General features: G+C 64.9%; 14 protein-coding genes. 9 read left to right on the top strand and 5 right to left on the bottom strand.

The annotated features are described in order from the left end of the window. Positions 1-129: 129 nt before the first annotated feature. Positions 130-2,448: an EAL domain-containing protein gene (locus R3E77_03660; protein MEZ5498512.1), complete on the top strand. Its 2,319-nt coding sequence runs from the start codon at positions 130-132 to the stop codon at positions 2,446-2,448. A gap of 25 nt (positions 2,449-2,473) precedes the next feature. On the opposite strand, the gene R3E77_03665 is transcribed toward R3E77_03660, so the two are convergent. Both R3E77_03665 and R3E77_03670 read right to left on the bottom strand, forming a co-directional pair. Further along, positions 2,474-4,561, bottom strand: a complete 2,088-nt coding sequence (locus R3E77_03665; GenBank protein ID MEZ5498513.1) for a PQQ-dependent dehydrogenase, methanol/ethanol family — start codon at positions 4,559-4,561, stop codon at positions 2,474-2,476. 31 nt (positions 4,562-4,592) lie between these two features. Further along, positions 4,593-6,629, bottom strand: coding sequence for a sodium-translocating pyrophosphatase (locus R3E77_03670; protein MEZ5498514.1), 2,037 nt, complete (start codon positions 6,627-6,629; stop codon positions 4,593-4,595). A 94-nt stretch (positions 6,630-6,723) separates the two neighbouring features. On the opposite strand from R3E77_03670, the gene modA reads away from it, so the two are divergent. From modA to modC, 3 genes are read left to right on the top strand one after another with little or no spacing between them, the layout of a single operon-like run. After that, the gene (gene modA / locus R3E77_03675) at positions 6,724-7,503 is read left to right on the top strand and encodes a molybdate ABC transporter substrate-binding protein (GenBank protein MEZ5498515.1); all 780 of its coding nucleotides are present in this window, start codon (positions 6,724-6,726) and stop codon (positions 7,501-7,503) included. Continuing rightward, positions 7,490-8,191: a molybdate ABC transporter permease subunit gene (modB, locus tag R3E77_03680; GenBank protein MEZ5498516.1), complete on the top strand. Its 702-nt coding sequence runs from the start codon at positions 7,490-7,492 to the stop codon at positions 8,189-8,191. The genes modA and modB overlap by 14 nt, the downstream gene beginning before the upstream one ends. After that, positions 8,191-9,285: a molybdenum ABC transporter ATP-binding protein gene (gene modC, locus R3E77_03685; GenBank protein MEZ5498517.1), complete on the top strand. Its 1,095-nt coding sequence runs from the start codon at positions 8,191-8,193 to the stop codon at positions 9,283-9,285. Before modB ends, modC begins: the two co-directional genes overlap by 1 nt. On the opposite strand, the gene R3E77_03690 is transcribed toward modC, so the two are convergent. Further along, entirely contained in the window at positions 9,275-10,546 is a 1,272-nt protein-coding gene (locus R3E77_03690) for a 6-phosphofructokinase (GenBank protein ID MEZ5498518.1), read from the bottom strand. The genes modC and R3E77_03690 overlap by 11 nt on opposite strands. A gap of 168 nt (positions 10,547-10,714) precedes the next feature. Here R3E77_03690 and R3E77_03695 point away from each other — a divergent pair, with 168 nt between their 5' ends. Next, entirely contained in the window at positions 10,715-11,368 is a 654-nt protein-coding gene (locus tag R3E77_03695) for an adenylate kinase (protein MEZ5498519.1), read from the top strand. On the opposite strand, the gene rnd is transcribed toward R3E77_03695, so the two are convergent. Beyond that, positions 11,365-12,453 carry a ribonuclease D gene (gene rnd / locus R3E77_03700; GenBank protein MEZ5498520.1) on the bottom strand — a complete coding sequence of 363 codons (1,089 nt, stop codon included), beginning with the start codon at positions 12,451-12,453 and terminating at the stop codon, positions 11,365-11,367. The genes R3E77_03695 and rnd overlap by 4 nt on opposite strands. On the opposite strand from rnd, the gene R3E77_03705 reads away from it, so the two are divergent. The 4 genes from R3E77_03705 to R3E77_03720 are packed head-to-tail and all read left to right on the top strand — an operon-like array spanning position 12,452 to position 15,581. After that, positions 12,452-12,976 (top strand): hypothetical protein, encoded by a 525-nt coding sequence (locus R3E77_03705; GenBank protein ID MEZ5498521.1) that lies wholly within the window; start codon positions 12,452-12,454, stop codon positions 12,974-12,976. The genes rnd and R3E77_03705 overlap by 2 nt on opposite strands. A 5-nt stretch (positions 12,977-12,981) precedes the next feature. Then, positions 12,982-14,358 carry a UDP-N-acetylmuramate:L-alanyl-gamma-D-glutamyl-meso-diaminopimelate ligase gene (gene mpl / locus R3E77_03710; GenBank protein MEZ5498522.1) on the top strand — a complete coding sequence of 459 codons (1,377 nt, stop codon included), beginning with the start codon at positions 12,982-12,984 and terminating at the stop codon, positions 14,356-14,358. Further along, positions 14,355-14,978 (top strand): flavin prenyltransferase UbiX, encoded by a 624-nt coding sequence (locus tag R3E77_03715; GenBank protein MEZ5498523.1) that lies wholly within the window; start codon positions 14,355-14,357, stop codon positions 14,976-14,978. Before mpl ends, R3E77_03715 begins: the two co-directional genes overlap by 4 nt. Positions 14,979-14,984: 6 nt before the next feature. Further along, complete coding sequence (locus R3E77_03720; protein MEZ5498524.1) at positions 14,985-15,581, top strand: LON peptidase substrate-binding domain-containing protein; 597 nt, start codon at positions 14,985-14,987, stop codon at positions 15,579-15,581. 23 nt (positions 15,582-15,604) lie between these two features. On the opposite strand, the gene R3E77_03725 is transcribed toward R3E77_03720, so the two are convergent. Next, a complete protein-coding gene (locus tag R3E77_03725; protein ID MEZ5498525.1) occupies positions 15,605-16,474 on the bottom strand; it encodes a CPBP family intramembrane glutamic endopeptidase in 870 nt (289 codons plus the stop codon). Positions 16,475-16,477 lie beyond the last annotated feature (3 nt).

A 16,477-nucleotide genomic window follows, 5' to 3' on the forward strand; every position in this document is an offset into this window, starting at 1 on the left:
ATGGTTAATGCACATGGGGTTCCGCGACGGACTCAGCTATTCTTCTTGTGACAAACCAGCGGTGTTTGCCGCTGATACAACAACAAGGTCATCACCCCTGGTGGTGAACAAGAGGCTTCACTCTTGACGATGTCGTTCCTCGGGCTTGCGAGCCTGGCACTGGTGGTGGCCATCATCGCCGTGGTGCTGCTGGCCGTACTTTATTTTCTGCAGCGCCGCCAGATTCGCGCGGTGGAGCGCATGTCGCGCGAGCTGCAACGGGTTGCCGTTGGCGGCAAGCTCACCGAGCGCATCAATGTGTCGTCGGACCAGCCCGCGCTTGCCGCACTCGAAACCGCGGTCAATCATCTGCTCGGCCGTGTTGCGACGGCCACCGACCGGCAGCGCCAGCAGCCCGCGCTGTTCGCTGAGCTCGGCGATCGCATCCACGAAGCCGTGCTGGTGCATCGCGAGATCATCCTGTACGCGAATCGCCAGTTCGCGAGCCTGCTTGGAGTCGATCGCGCCGACCTGGTCGGTCGCAGGCTCGAGGACCTCGTCGCGCCGGAATACAGCGAGCTCGTCGCCGACAACCTGGCGGCGCGGCTGGCGGGGCGCGAGGCCGCCCCTCGCTATGAAATTGAAATGGTCGGCATGCAAGGCCAGTTGAGCCGACTCGAGATCACGACGACGCCCATCGACTTCGAAGGCAACAACGCGCTGCTGATCACGGGGGTCGAGGTCGTCGAGACGCGCTCCATGCCCGCGCTGGTTCAGGCTGCTGCGCCAGCATCGCCTGGCAACACGGGCGCCCTCGCCCTGGAAGCCATAGGCGAGGCTGTCGTCACTCTCGATGGTGATGGTCGCATCGCCTATGCCAATCCGGCGGCGCTGAAGTTGATGAATGGCGCGGCGAGCGATGCCCTCGGCCGGCGCATCGACGAAGCCCTGTCGCTGGCCGACGCTGCCGACCGGCGTATGGTGGGCGAGCCGGTATTGCAGGCGCTCTCGCAGAACACCGCAATCATCGGCAGGCGCGCCTTTGTGGTTCGCCTCGGAAACGGCGCCGAGCGCGCCGTCGAGTTCAGCGCCTGGCCAATGGCGCGCGACGGCAGCACTTCGGCAAGTGGTGTCGTGCTGCTTCTGAAAGATGTCACCGAACAACGCGGTCTGGTACGGCAGATGTCCTACCAGGCGACCCACGATGCATTGACCGGGCTCATCAACCGTGCCGAATTCGATCACCGCCTCGCCGATGCCATCGAAGCGGCGCGATGCAATGAAGCGCACCATGTGCTTTGCTATCTCGACCTCGATCGATTCAAGCTGGTCAACGACACCAGCGGTCACCTTGCGGGCGACAGCATGCTGCGTGAACTGGCCAAGGTCATGAAGGATTGCGTGCGCGACTCGGATACGGTCGCGCGTGTCGGCGGCGATGAATTCGCGATACTGCTGGTCGGCTGCCCGCTCGACAAGGCGCGCCAGATCGCCGATGACGTGACCCGCAAGATCGCCGACTACCGATTCGTATGGAAAGACCGGATTTTCAATGTCGGCGTGAGCATCGGCCTCGTGGAAATCGGTCGCGAGGCCGGCAGCGCGGAAGAAACCCTCTCGGCCGCCGACTCAGCCTGCTATGTAGCGAAGAAGCAGGGCGCGGGTCGTGTTACCGTCTACTCGGCGCGCGATGAAGCGCTGGCGCGGCAAACCGGCGAGATCCAGTGGTTGCAGCGCCTGCAATCGGCGTTGCGCGACAGTCGCTTCGAACTCAACACGCAGCAGATCGAGCGGGTCGATCAGCTCTGCGAGGATGGTCCGGCCGTCGAGGTGCTGGTCAGGCTCAAGGACGACAATGGCGAGGCCATCGCGCCGCTCGAATTCGTACGTGCCGCCGAGCGCTATCGCCTGATGGGACTGGTTGACCGCTGGGTCGTGCAGACGACCCTGTCGGCCCTCAGCCGCGAGCTCATTGCATTGCCGGCCGACCGCTCGGTTGCGATCAATGTCTCGGGTCAGACCATCGCCGATCCGCAATTCCTCGAGTTCGTCGTCGAGTGTTTCGATCGCACGGGCGTGGCGCCCCAGCAAGTCTGTTTTGAAATGAGCGAATCGGCCGTGGTAGCCAATCTCGAGCATGCGCGGCGCTTCGTCGGCGTACTGCATGGCATCGGCTGCGAGTTCGCGCTTGATGATTTCGGCTCGGGCGTGGGCTCTTTCTCGAACCTCAAGAACCTGCCGATCGACTACCTGAAGATCGACGGCAGCTTCACCCGCAATCTTGCCCGCGACAGTGTCAGCCGTGCAATGGTGGGCGCGATGATCGAGCTCGCGAGGACCATGCACTTCAAGGTGATCGCCGAGCAGGTCGAGGACGCAGCGGCGCTCGACGCCGTGCGCCAGGCCGGTTTCGACTACGTGCAAGGCTATGCGATCGGCCGACCGCAACCATTGAAAAGCGCCGCCTGAGCGCGAGCAAGCACGCACCACGGCATTACGGCCGGCGCTCCCCCAACGACTCGCGCGCCCGTTGGCGCAGATAGTGGCGTATCGATTCGAGCGCATCCTCGTCGAGTTCCGCAAAGGCGGGCATGCCGCGCAGCTCGAGTGCGCCACCCCGAACAACCGAAGCAAATCCTGCGGCTGATAGCGCGACCGGCGAGGCGCGCAGATCGGGCGCGAAGCCGCCGGCAACGCCTGCCAGTCCGTGGCAGGTCGTGCACTTGCGCGCATAGAGTACGGCACCTCGCTCGGCCTTACCCGAATCGATTTGCATCGTGGGGTCGTCGACGGCGACGGCCTGCGCCGGCGGTGGCGTGCCGGGCAACCGGGCCTTGCCATCGAGCGTGAAGACCAGCAGGCGATGCGGATGAGCGCCGGCTCGCCAGCCGTGCTGCGCCGCAAGCGAACCGAGGAACGCCGGCGCCGCGCCTCCGAAACCCGCAACGACCGCGATGTATTGCCGGGTGCCCGCCAGAAAGCTGATCGGCGCGCCGCTGATGCCCATGTGCGCATCGAAAGACCATAGGCGCTTGCCATTGCGCGCATCGTAGGCATTGAATCGACCATCCGCCTGGCCCTGAAAGACCAGGTCACCCGCCGTGGTCATGGTGCCGCCATTCCACAGGCCGGGGGTTGTTACAGCCCAAACCCGCCGTTGTCCGATGGGGTCCCATGCGATGAGTTCGCTGCTGCCGGCATCCGGTGGTGCATCCTGGAGAAAATCGCCGATGCCCGGATTGATTTCCGTTGGCACCATACGGTATCGAGCGCGATCGATGCCGCTGTCGTCGTATAGACCGGCGATGGTCTGGGTAGGTATGTAGACAAGGCCGACGGCCGCGTTGAATGACATCGGTTGCCAGTTGTGCGCACCGATGCCGCCTGGGTAGATGAGTGCGGGCGCGTTCTCGTAGCGCACGCCCGGTGCCTCGATTGGCCGTCCGCTGGTCAGGTCGATGCGTTCCGCCCAGGTTACCTTGGCAAATTTTTCCGCGCCAAGCAGGCGCCCGTCCTTGCGGTCGATGACATAGAAGAATCCATTCTTGGGCGCATGAAGGATAACGTCACGCATCCTGCCGGCGATGCGCAGGCGCGCGAGCGTGATGTCCATGGCCGAGTTGTAATCCCAACTCTCGCCCGGTACGGTCTGATAGTGCCACTGGTATTCGCCCGTATCAGCATCGAGCGCCACGATCGAACAGACGAACAGGTTGTCACCGCCGCCGGGGCTGCGTATTTTGCGGTTCCACGGCGTGCCATTGCCGGTGCCGAGATAGATCCGATTGAATTTCGGATCGTAGGTCATCGCGTTCCAGACATTGCCGCCGCCGCCGAATCGCCACCATTCACCGCTCCAGGTTCGTGCCGCCATCGCCATGGCGTCGTTCTCGAAGCCGTCCGCGGGATTGCCCGGTACGGTATAGAAACGCCAGCGTTCCTTGCCGGTAGCGGTATCGTAGGCCGTCACATAGCCGCGTAACGGACCGTACTCGGAGCCGGCATGGCCGATGATCACCAAGTCGTTGAATACACGCGGGGGACCGGTGATGGTGCGCTGGTCGTTCTCGTTCACCGTGAGTACGCGCCACACTTCCTCGCCGGTGCCTGCATCGAGTGCCAGCAGATGACCGCTGGTCGTGCCGACGTAGATGCGCCCCCGCCAGTAGGCTATGCCGCGCGGTCCCCAGGTAATGCGTAGCTTCTGGCCGGCGATCTTGCTCACCTGCGGATCGTGACGCCACAGCAATTTGCCGCTGCGCGCATCGACCGCGTGCACGATGCTCTGGTCGACCGTGAAATAAATGGTGCCGTCGACCGCGAGGGGCACGGTTGCACCATTGTGTACATCCGCCAGGTCGAGCGACCAGGCGAGCCCGAGGCGCCCGACGTTGCGCCTGTTGACCTGGTCGAGTGGGGAGGCGTGCTGCTCGCTGTAACTGCGTCCGTATGAAGCCCAGTTACGGCCGTCGCGCTCATCGGACAGCGCGCGGCCATCGACTGGCGGCCCCGTCGCGCCACCGGCGGCGAGCGCGGCACAGGCCAGATAGAGCCCCGTGCCGATACTCGCGCGCGCCGACATCGAAACTACGCGTCGTTGCGGCGGTGGCCGATCACAGCAGCGGCACCAGCAGCAGCGCCACGATGTTGATGATCTTGATGAGCGGGTTGATGGCAGGACCCGCGGTGTCCTTGTACGGATCGCCGACCGTGTCGCCGGTGACCGCAGCCTTGTGCGCATCGGAACCCTTGCCGCCGAAATTGCCTTCCTCAATATATTTCTTGGCGTTATCCCAGGCGCCACCGCCGGTGCACATGGAGATCGCGACGAACAGCCCCGTGACGATGGTGCCGATCAGCAGTCCGCCGAGCGCGCGTATGCCGGCACCGGGACCCATCAGCCAGTTCATGCCGAACGCGATGACCACCGGCACCAGTATCGGCAACAAGGACGGCACGATCATCTCCTTGATGGCCGCGCGTGTCAGCAGGTCGACGGCGCGCGAGTACTCCGGCTTCGCCGTACCCTCCATGATGCCCTTGATCTCGCGAAATTGACGGCGCACTTCCGTGACCACGCTGCTTGCGGCCCGGCCGACCGCCTGCATCGCCATTGCGCCGAATAGGTAAGGTACGAGACCGCCGATGAACAGGCCGATGATCACGGCCGGATCGGACAGTTCGAACTGCACCAGCTTGCCTGTCTCCTCGAGCTTGTGGGTGTAATCGGCGAACAGCACCAGCGCCGCGAGGCCGGCCGAACCGATGGCGTAGCCCTTGGTCACGGCCTTGGTGGTATTGCCGACCGCATCGAGCGGGTCGGTGATGTCACGTACGGCTTTCGGCAGATCCGACATCTCGGCGATTCCGCCGGCGTTGTCGGTGATCGGGCCGTAGGCGTCGAGTGCGACGACCATGCCGGTCATCGACAGCATCGCGGTGGCCGCGACCGCAATGCCGTAGAGGCCCGCCATCGAGTACGACGCCCAGATGGCGATACACACCGCAAGCACCGGCAGCGCCGTGGACTTCATCGACACGGCAAGGCCGGCGATGATGTTGGTGGCATGTCCTGTTTCGGATGCCTGCGACACCGTGCGTACCGGCGCGTACTCGGTCGCCGTGTAGTACTCGGTGATGATGATCATTGCCGCCGTGAGGCCGAGGCCGATCAGCGTGCAATAGAACATCGGCATGACGTTGTCCGGCATGATCTCGCGGGTGATGAAATAGAACGCGATGGCCGCGATCACGCCCGAGACGATGACGCCGCGATAGAGCGCGTTCATGATCTTGCCGCCGTCGCGCACCTTGACGAAGAAGGTTCCGACAATGGAGGCGATGATCGATGCGGCGCCGAGCGCGAGCGGGTAGATGATCGCCGCTTCGCCGGCGCCCTGCAGCATCAGGCCGCCGAGGAGCATGGTGGCGACAACCGTCACGGCATAGGTCTCGAAGAGGTCCGCCGCCATGCCGGCACAGTCGCCGACATTGTCGCCGACGTTATCGGCGATGACCGCGGGATTGCGAGGGTCATCTTCGGGAATGCCCGCTTCGACCTTGCCCACCAGGTCGGCGCCGACGTCAGCGCCCTTGGTGAAGATGCCGCCGCCGAGGCGCGCGAAAATCGAAATGAGCGAGCCGCCAAAGGCGAGCCCGACCAGCGAGCGCAGCGCATGATCGCTGCCGACCGCCGGGGCCATCAGCTTGTAGTAGAGCGCAACGCCAAGGAGTCCCAGGCCCACGACCAGCATGCCGGTGATCGCACCGCCCTTGAATGCGACCTGCAGCGCGGCATTGAGGCCCTTGTTCGCAGCTTCCGCGGTGCGCACGTTGGCGCGCACGGAGATGTTCATGCCGATATAGCCGGCAAGGCCCGAGAGCACGGCGCCGACGGCGAAACCACCGGCGGTCGGCCAGTCACCGAGGCCGAGGCCCAGCACCAGGAAGAGGATGACGCCGACGATGCCGATCGTGCTGTATTGGCGATTGAGATAGGCTTTCGCGCCGGCCTGCACTGCGGCTGCGATTTCCTGCATTCGCGCGCTGCCGGCCGGCAGGTTGAGAATGGACATGATCGATACAACGCCGTAAAGCACGGCAATCAGGCCGGCGGCTACTGCAAGCCACAGCCACGTCGAGGCATCCATGGGGCTTCTCCCGAAAAATCAATCAGTTGTAGTTGTTCATGCGGGGCCCGCCGAACGGCGGGCCCGCAGCCAAAAGGCCGCGCACTATAGCACGATGACCGCCTCGTCCGTCAGCCGCCGCAGGGTGCTGGAAGCCTGCCTCGGCGGCCTGGTCGCCGGCCCGGCGCTCGCAGCGGCGGAACCAGCCGTACTGGTCTATGCGGCTGCTTCGTTGACCGAGGCGCTCGAACAGGCGACGGCGGCCGCTACGGGGCTGCCGCCAACCCGGTTCTCCTTCGCAGCCTCGTCGCTCCTGGCGCGGCAGATCGCTGCCGGCGCGCCAGCCGACATATTCTGGTCGGCAGACGAGGAGTGGATGGACTATCTCGCAAGCCGCGATTTGATCGCCACGGACTCCAGGCGCAGCGTGCTCGGCACAGGCCTCGTCCTGATCGCGAGTGCAACGAGCGATGCGAGCGTGCGCCTCGACGATGCCGCGTCGCTCCTGCAGGCGCTCGGGGCGAATGGCCGGCTGGCGCTGGGTGATCCGCTGCATGTCCCTGCCGGTCGCTACGCGCGCATCGCCCTGCAACGGTTGTCATTGTGGCAAGCGCTGGCACAGCGTCTGGCGCCGGCCGACAATGTGCGCGCTGCACTCGAGTTCGTAGCGCGTGGTGCCGCGCCGCTTGGCATCGTCTACACGACCGATGCCTTGCGTGAGCCGCGCGTGCGCGTACTCGCACGCTTTGCGCCCGAAACACATCCGCCCGTGCGCTACCAGGTTGCGATGACCCGTACCGGTCAGCGTGCCGCGGCGCTTCGCGTGTACGATGAGCTGGTGAGTGCACGCGCCTTCGAAATCTATCGCCACCTGGGGTTCGATGTTCCCGGCTGATTGGCTCGGCGCAGGCGAGTGGCAGGCGCTGCGGGTCAGCCTCATCGTTGGTGCGCGCGCGGTCGCCTTCACCCTGCCGCTGGCGATTGCAACAGCCTGGTTGCTAGCGCGCGGCCGCTTCTTCGGCAAGACCGTCATCGACGCGCTGGTCCACTCGCCCCTGGTGTTGCCGCCGGTCGTGGTGGGGTACTGCCTGCTGCTCGTGTTCGGGATCGGTACGCCGATCGGCGGCTGGCTCGAACGCTGGTTCGATCTTCGACTGCCATTTACTTCGACGGGTGCCTCGCTTGCGGCAGGCATCGTCGCGTTTCCGATCATGGTGCGTGCGATCCGCCTGTCCTTCGAGGCGATCGACCCCGGGCTCGAGCTCGCCGCACGTTCGCTCGGCGCGGGTGCGCTCGATCGTTTCGTCCATATCAGCCTGCCGATGGCGCTTCCGGGCATACTGGCAGCGCTCGTGGTCGGCTTTGCAATTTCGCTCGGCGAATTCGGTGCGGTGATCACTTTTGCCGCGAACATTCCCGGCGAGACGCAGACGCTGCCGCTGGCGATATACAGTGCGCTGCAGGTCCCGGGCGGTGAAGCCGTGGCACTGCGCCTCGCCATCGTGGCCCTGCTGATCGCACTGGCCGCATTGCTTGCGGCCGAGGCGCTCGCGCGGATTTCGCGACGCTGGAGCGGACGCTGATGCTCGCCGTCAAGGTGTTCCGGTCACTCGGAGCGCGGCGCTTCGAGTTCGATTTTTGCTCGCCTGCGCAGGGCGTCACGGCGTTGTTCGGGGCATCGGGCGCCGGCAAGAGTACGGCGCTTGCGCTCATCGCCGGCGCGCTCGAACCCGCTACGGGGAGCGTCAGTCTCGATGGCGAGACCTGGTTCGACTCGGCGGCACGGATCAACCACCCGTTGCATCGGCGCGGCATCGGTTGGGTCTTTCAGGACGCGCGGCTTTTTCCGCATCTGAGCGTAGCAGGCAATCTCGATTTCGGCGCATCACGATTGCGCCAGCGGCCCTTGCGCGTGCAACGCGAGCAGGTCATCGAAGTGCTCGCGATCGCGCCGCTCCTCGGCCGCAGGCCGCAGCAATTGTCGGGCGGCGAGCGCCAGCGCGTCGCACTGGGCCGCGCATTGCTGGCACAGCCGCGCTTGCTGCTGCTCGATGAGCCGCTGGCGGCGCTCGAGGCGCCATTGCGCTCGCAGATCATGAGCTTCATCGAGCGGATCAAGCGCGAGTTTACGGTGCCCATGCTCTATGTCACCCATAGCCAGGCCGAGGTACTGCGTCTTGCGGACCATCTGCTCCTGATCGACGACGGCCGTATCGTTGCCCACGGGCGCTGCGAGGAGCTGTTCGGCCACGCTGGCGTGCCTTGGCTCGCTGCGCGCGAAGATGCTGGAAGCCTGTTGCATGGTCGCGTTCTGCGCCAGAGCGAAGGGCGCGCGAGTGTCGCTGTCGGTCGGCAATCCCTGCAGCTCGCCGACGCGGCCCTGGCAGCCGGCGAGACGCTGCGACTTTTTGTTCCCGCCAACGACGTGATACTCGCCCGCGAAGTGCCTCGTGCCATCTCCGTGCGCAACGTCCTTGCCGCCCGCATCCGGCGCCTGAGCGAGCGGGACCGCGCGGTGATGCTCGTGGAACTCGATTGCGAGGGCGCGACGCTCCTGGCCGCAATCACCCGTGCCGCCTGCGAGGACATGCGTCTCGCCGAGGGCGAACCGGTCTACGCGCTGATCAAATCGGTGGCGATCGATGCCCCGGCCGGGCGCCGGCTCGCTACACCGTAAAGCGCGATTTCAGCTTCTTGCGTACGGCCTTGCCCTGGATGCGCACGTAGCGCGGCAAGCCGTTGCGATAAGGCGGATAGTCCTCGCCCGCGATCAGGGGCTCGAGATAGCGTCGACAGGCCGCCGTGATGCCGTAGCCGTCATTGGTGATGTAGCTGCGTGGCAGTTTCTTTTCCTTGTTGGCCACTTCCTCCAGTGGCACATGGCCGATGCTCCAGCGATAGGGACGCGAGGAGCGGCGCACGATCGTTGGCATGATGGCGTTCTTGCCGCGCAAGGCGAGCTGCACGGCCGCGCGGCCGACGGCATAGGCTTGTTCGACATCCACACGCGAGGCGATATGGCGTGCCGCGCGCTGGAGATAGTCGGCGATTGCGAAGTGATACTTGTAGCCGAGGTTGTCGCGCACCATGGTTGCGATGACCGAACCGACACCGCCGAGCTGCTTGTGTCCAAACGCATCGGTCGTGCCGGAGTCGGCGAGAAAGCGGCCGTCGCCATAGGCGGCGCCTTCGGAAACGGCGATCACGCAATAGCCATGGCGCATCACGGTCTGGCGCACCTTGGCAAGGAACTTCTCCTGCTCGAACGCGACCTCGGGGAAGAGGATGATGTGCGGCGCGTCGCCCGGCTTGTTGCCGGCAAGTCCGGCCGCCGCCGCGATCCAGCCCGCGTGCCTGCCCATCACCTCGAGTATGAATACCTTGGTCGACGTGCGCGCCATCGAGGCGACGTCGAGCGAGGCTTCGAGCGTCGAGACGGCGACGTATTTGGCCACCGAGCCGAATCCGGGGCAGCAATCGGTATGGGGCAGGTCGTTGTCGACAGTCTTCGGTACGCCAATGCAGGTAATCGGATAGCCGAGAGACTCGCCGAGTTGCGACACCTTGTGCGCCGTGTCCATGGAGTCGTTGCCGCCGTTGTAGAAGAAATAGCCGATGTCGTGTGCGCGAAACACATCGATCAGCCGTTCGTATTCGGCGCGATTCTTGTCCAGGCCCTTCAGTTTGAATCGCGCCGAGCCAAAGGCGCCTGCGGGCGTGTGCATCAGTCCGCGTATGGTTGCCCGTGACTCATCGCGCAGGTCGATCAAATCCTCTTCGAGGGCGCCGACAATGCCATGGCGCCCCGCGAAGATCGTGCCTATGCGCGGGCGGGCCTTGAGAGCGGTTTCGATCACTCCGCAGGCGGAGGCGTTGATGACGGCGGACACGCCGCCCGACTGTGCATAGAAAGCGTTGCGCGGTTTTGCTCTGGCCACGATGTTGGATCCTTCAATTGCTGTCGCCGGGCCGGCGCGGGGAAAACGGCAAAGATGCGAATAATATCGGATAAACCCCGCCTGGTTTGACGTATGGGCCAGCCATCGGTACTGTGCCCGCCCGTGCGCCTGCGGGCGCGTCATTCGGTCCGGTAATCTCCAGCTGTCATGCATATCGTTCTGTTGGGGCCGCCTGGTTCAGGCAAGGGAACCCAGTCGCAATTGCTCATCGAACGCTTCGGCGTGCCACAGATTTCCACCGGCGATCTGTTGCGTTCGGCCGTGGCGCGGCGTACGCCGGTCGGACTGAAGGCCGAGGCCATCATGGCCGAAGGCAAGCTGGTCGATGATGCGACCATCCTCGCGCTGGTACGGGACCGTCTTGCCGAGCCCGACGCAGCCAGGGGATTCATTCTCGACGGTTTTCCGCGCAACATTGTGCAGGCAGAGGCGCTCAACGGCCTGCTGGCCGAGATTGGCAAACCCATCGACGCGGTGTTGCTGTTCGAGGTTGACAGCGAGCAGCTGATCCGGCGCTTGTCCGGACGGCGCAGCTGCGCAACCTGCGGCCGCGTGTTCAACATTCATTTTGCGCCCCCCGGTACGCCGCCGCACTGCGAGCGCTGCAACGACAGGCCCGAGCTCATCACCCGGCCGGATGACAATGAGCAGACCGTGCGGCGACGCCTGTCGGTCTACGACACCCAAACCCGCCCGCTGGTCGATTACTACGCGGCACGCGGGCTGCTGCGTCGCATCGATGCCGATGCAGCGGTGGAGACAGTGACCTCGCGGGTACTGTCGGCGATCGGCACCGACTAGCCGGCAGCGGCGAGCGCGTTGCCGAGAAGCCCTGCCCGCCAGCCGCGCAGGGCAGCGATGTCGCGATCGCCCTGCGCCAGTCGTTCCAGATCGCGGCGCGTCGCCAGCAGTTCCGGTGCCAGCTCTTGTTGCGCGGCGATGTCGCGGACGACCTGCGCGTAGCGCTTCACGAGCTGAGTGAATGCGGCATCGGGCCGGGCCGAGCGCGGCGTGGGCGGCAGCTTCGCCGGCAATGCGGATGCTGCGATGATCTCCAGCAGCGCAGGCGCCAGCTTCCCGGCGTGCCGCTCGCCGAGGCCCTGCAATGCCATGACGTCGGCCGCTGTCCGGGGCGGATCGGTAATGATGGCGCGCAACACGGCATCGTCCAGAATCCAGTTGCGCGGACGATTGCGTTCATCGGCTTCCCGTTCGCGCCATGCGGCGAGGCGTATTGCAAGCCGCCGGCGATCCGGATCGAGCGACCCGAGACCCTTGATCCGCCGCCAGGCCTCGTCCGGGTCCTGCACGATGTCGAGGCCGGCATGCGCAGTTTCGAGTTCTTCGTCGAGCCAGGGCAGGCGACCGAGGCGTTGCAATCGCTCGAGCAGCGCATCCGCAAGTGGTAGCAAGTGCAATACGTCCTCGGCAGCGTAATGCAGTTGCTCCTCGCGCAGCGGCCTGGAAGCCCAGTCGGTGCGGGTATGAGCCTTGGCGAGGCGCAGCCCGAGATACTGCTCGACCAGGGTCGCATATCCCGCCTGGGGCGGTGCGCCACCGAGCGCGGCTGCGAGCTGAGTGTCGAACACGGCGCGCACCGGCTTCGCAAGTGGCCACAGCGCCTCGAGGTCCTGTCGGGCAGCGTGCAGGACCTTTCTCACCGCTGTCGCCTGCAACAATTGCGCCAGTGGTTCGAGCGAGGCGAGCGCCAGCGGATCGACGAGCGCAGGCGCTGCCAGGGCGGGTGCGTGCAGTTGCACCAGACACAACTGCGGCCGGTAGGTACGTTCGCGCATGAATTCCGTATCGAGCGCGATCCGCTCGCAACCGGACAGGCGCTCGCAAAGTTCCCCGAGCGCATCGGCTTGTGTGATGATCGCAGTCATGCTGGATATATTGAGACTCTACCTCGGAATTGCCTTCTTGCGACGCGGACCGGAGGACCTGCCCGCATCGAATGCCCTGCAGTGGCTTACTATCCTCGCCTACTGCGGCGCTATGGCGCTTGCCAGCGCGATCGCAGGCGTACCCCAGGAGCAATGGCTGGGGCCGCTGGCCATCGACGTCGTCCTGACGCTGATCTGGTTGCGTATCCTGCTCCAAATCGTACAGCGGCCCGAACGCATGCTGCAGACTACCAGTGCGGTCTTCGGCTTGCAGGTGTTGTTGACGCCGCTTGCCGTGCCACTCGCCAGGCTCGCGGCAACGCAAACGCAGGGGGAGTTGCCACCACCGCATGTGCTCTTGCTGCTGTTCGCGGTATCGATATGGTCGCTGGTCGCGACTGCGCGCATCCTGCGCTCAGCGCTCGACTGGCGCATGGGCGCGTGCATCGCGCTCGTCATCGTCCAGGCCCTCGTGGTGCACCTGTTGGTGGCGCTGCTGTTCATCGAAGCACCGAAAGCGTAGACGCCGTGCACCTGCACATACTGGGTATCTGCGGAACGTTCATGGGTGGTGTCGCCGCCCTTGCCAAGGCGGCGGGACATCGCGTGACGGGATCGGATCGCAACGTCTATCCGCCGATGAGCACGCAGTTGCGCGCGCTCGGCATCGAATTGATGGAAGGTTTCGGCGCCGACCAGCTTTCGTTGCGACCCGACGTGATCGTGGTTGGCAATGTCATGAGTCGCGGCATGCCGGTCATCGAGGCGATGCTCGATGCCGGACAGCGCTATACCTCCGGGCCACAATGGCTCGCGGAACACGTCCTGGCCGGGCGCTGGGTGCTTGCGGTTGCGGGCACGCATGGCAAGACGACGACTTCGAGCATGCTGGCGCACATCCTGGAGTATGCGGGCCTCGCGCCGGGATTCCTGATCGGCGGGGTGCCGGGCAATTTCGACTCCAGCGCCCGCCTCGGCGGGGGTACATTCTTCGTCATCGAGGCCGACGAATACGACACGGCCTTTTTCGACAAGCGCGCGAAGTTCGTCCATTACTCGCCGCGCACTGCGTTGCTCAATAATCTCGAATTCGACCACGCCGACATCTACCCCGATGTCGCGGCGATCCAGCGCCAGTTCCATCACCTGCTTCGTATCGTGCCACCATCGGGGCGTGTCATCTGGAATGGCGCCGACCGGAATCTCGCTGCAGTTCTCGGCATGGGGCTGTGGTCACAGGCGGAGACCTTCATGGTCGGCGAAGACGGCGATGGACTCTCGGCGCGTCTGTGTGGCGAGGATTACTCTGTTTTCGAAGTCGTGGCAGGCGGGGCGGTGCAGGCGCGCGTCGAGTGGCAGTTGATGGGACGGCACAATGTAGCGAATGCACTCGGTGCGATGGTGGCGGCGCGCCATGCAGGTGTGCCACTGCCGGTTGCGGCCAGGGCGCTGGCGGAATTCTCTGGCGTCAAGCGTCGCATGCAGCTGCGCGGCAGCGTTCGTGGCGTCGAGGTCTATGACGATTTCGCGCACCATCCGACCGCGATCGCGACTTCGATCGATGGTCTGCGCCGTCGCAACCGGGGCGAGCGCGTGCTTGCCGTGCTCGAGCCGCGTTCCAATACCATGCGCATGGGCGTGCACGGCACGGCACTCGCAACGGCATTGTCGGGCGCAGACGAAGTCTGGCTCTATGCGCCTGCGGATATTGGCTGGGATGTGCGCGCGGCGATGGGCACACTGGCGAGTCCGCTCAAGGTGCTGGACAATATCGATGTTCTGGCCGTGCAACTGGCAACGGCGGCACGGGCTGGCGACCGGGTGTTGATCATGAGCAATGGCGGATTCGGCGGCTTGCACGAGAAGCTGCTGGCACGACTTGGGACGGCGGAGCGGCCGTCATGACGGGCGTCGACTCGAGGCGGCGCGTCTCGGTTGCCCTCACCGGCGCCTCCGGTATCCAGTATGGATTGCGCCTGATCCAGGTGCTGGTGGAATCGGACTGTGAACTGCATGTCATGTTCAGCAAGGCCGCACAGGTCGTCGCCGGTTCCGAAACCGACCTGCAACTGCCCGGCCGTGCCGCCGACATGGCCCGCCACCTTCGCGCGCTGTATCGCGCTCAGGATAGACAGTTGCGGGTCTACGGGGAGGAGGAGTGGACCGCTCCGGTTGCCAGCGGGTCGGGTGCGCCGCGCGACATGGTCGTCGTCCCCTGCAGCATGTCGACGCTGTCGGGTATCGCGAGCGGCGCGAGTGCCAATCTGCTGGAGCGCGCCGCTGACGTGGTGTTGAAGGAGTCCGGTCGCCTCATACTGGTACCGCGGGAAACCCCGTTTTCGGCCATCCACCTCGAGAACATGCTTAAACTGGCGCGTTTGGGCGTCACCGTCCTGCCTGCCAACCCGGGCTTCTACAACCGGCCCCAAAGCGTGCAGGACCTGATCGACTTCGTCGTCGCGCGCGTGCTCGACCAGTTGGGTATCGAGCAGCGATTATCGCGCCGCTGGGGCCGTGAGGAGTGAATGCGGATGACGCGCGAGGTCGTAACGCTCGCGCTTTTTCCGCTACGCACCGTATTGTTCCCTGGTGGCCTGCTGCCGCTGCGAATTTTCGAGACACGCTACGTCGACATGGTTCGCAACTGCATGCGCGAGCAGGTGCCTTTCGGTGTCGTGCTCCTGCTCGAGGGCGCTGAAGCCGGCGGCCTCAGCTGCTTCGCAACACTCGGCACCTCGGCGCGTATCGCCGATTTCGACCCGTTGCCGGATGGCCTCCTCGGGATCAGCTGCCGGGGCGAGCGCAAATTCCGTGTTCTGCGCCATTGGCGGGCCGCCGATTTGCTCAATATGGGCGAGGTCGAATGGCTCGGCGATGAACCGAGCGAGTCGCTGCCGCAGCGTCACGCACTATTGCGTGGATTGCTCGAGCAGGCCATGGCCAAGGTAGGGCAGCACTACGACAACTGGGAGCAGCAACTCGACGATGCCAGCTGGATCGGCTATCGACTGTCGGAGCTCATGTCACTGCCCGTCGAGGAACGTCAGCGCAGCCTCGAGTTGGCTGATCCGATCGAGCGCATCGATTGGCTCGCGCCGATGCTCGACACCGCTGCCGACCCATCCTGAGGTCGGGCACCCGCCATCGCCGCTCAGCTCGCGCGTCGATAAATGAGTGTCAGAAGCCAGGCGATGACAGCGGTACTGCCCAGCACCAGGTAGCCGACAACGCCATCGTGCTGCGAGAGGAGCCACGCGCCGTTTGCTCCGGGATTGACATCGCTCGCGCTGCGCCAGGCGGTGTTGATGAATACCCAGCCGGCGTGCAGACCGATGCAGGCGGCGATATTTCCGGTCAGGTGGCGTATCCATGCCAAAAGGAGCCCAAGTGCCGTCAGTGCCAGGAAAGCATCGACGATGGCGAGCGGCGATGCAAAGGCCGCGAGCGAGCCGCTGATCACGTCAATACCGCTGCCGGCGTCGACTGCATCCGCGGGAATGCGCACGCGGCCGATGAAATGCGCGGCCGCATAGAGGAGCGCCGTCGCAACGATGGCAAAACGCGTGCCGCTATCACGTTGCATGGCCGTGAACAGCGCGCCACGCAACAGCGTCTCCTCGAGCAAGGCAACGGCGAAGCCGGTCAGGGCCGCGCTGAGCGCGAGGTCGAGTAGCGATGCCGCATGCCAGTCGAGATCGCGAAATGTGCGCAGATCGAGCCACCACATCAACGCCACCACCGGCAGCATGGTCGCCACACCCAGCACGAATGCGCGGCCGACGGCGCCCATGAACGCGCGAGCGCTGCCGGAGTAGCCGAAGTCGGCGCGTCGGCGTAATCCGAGAGGCCGCGCGGCGAGAATCATTCCGAGCAGCAGCACCAGCATGCCGATTCGGCTCGCAATGCGGTGAAACGCGAAATCGAAATGCGGATGCAGCAGTTGCCAGGCCGGGTAGGACAGCAGCGCCATGGCGGCGAAGCCGAGCGCGATCAGGCCGATGAAAATGAGCAGGGTACGCATGCC

Source organism: Steroidobacteraceae bacterium (assembly GCA_041395505.1).
GTDB lineage: Bacteria > Pseudomonadota > Gammaproteobacteria > Steroidobacterales > Steroidobacteraceae > JAWLAG01.

Coding starts and splice junctions, on each gene's coding strand:
- R3E77_03660 (MEZ5498512.1), top strand. CDS start 130: ATGTCGTTCCTCGGGCTTGCGAGCCTGGCACTGGTGGTGGCCATCATC.
- R3E77_03665 (MEZ5498513.1), bottom strand. CDS start 4,561: ATGTCGGCGCGCGCGAGTATCGGCACGGGGCTCTATCTGGCCTGTGCC.
- R3E77_03670 (MEZ5498514.1), bottom strand. CDS start 6,629: ATGGATGCCTCGACGTGGCTGTGGCTTGCAGTAGCCGCCGGCCTGATT.
- modA (MEZ5498515.1), top strand. CDS start 6,724: ATGACCGCCTCGTCCGTCAGCCGCCGCAGGGTGCTGGAAGCCTGCCTC.
- modB (MEZ5498516.1), top strand. CDS start 7,490: ATGTTCCCGGCTGATTGGCTCGGCGCAGGCGAGTGGCAGGCGCTGCGG.
- modC (MEZ5498517.1), top strand. CDS start 8,191: ATGCTCGCCGTCAAGGTGTTCCGGTCACTCGGAGCGCGGCGCTTCGAG.
- R3E77_03695 (MEZ5498519.1), top strand. CDS start 10,715: ATGCATATCGTTCTGTTGGGGCCGCCTGGTTCAGGCAAGGGAACCCAG.
- R3E77_03705 (MEZ5498521.1), top strand. CDS start 12,452: ATGCTGGATATATTGAGACTCTACCTCGGAATTGCCTTCTTGCGACGC.
- rnd (MEZ5498520.1), bottom strand. CDS start 12,453: ATGACTGCGATCATCACACAAGCCGATGCGCTCGGGGAACTTTGCGAG.
- R3E77_03715 (MEZ5498523.1), top strand. CDS start 14,355: ATGACGGGCGTCGACTCGAGGCGGCGCGTCTCGGTTGCCCTCACCGGC.
- R3E77_03720 (MEZ5498524.1), top strand. CDS start 14,985: ATGACGCGCGAGGTCGTAACGCTCGCGCTTTTTCCGCTACGCACCGTA.
- R3E77_03725 (MEZ5498525.1), bottom strand. CDS start 16,474: ATGCGTACCCTGCTCATTTTCATCGGCCTGATCGCGCTCGGCTTCGCC.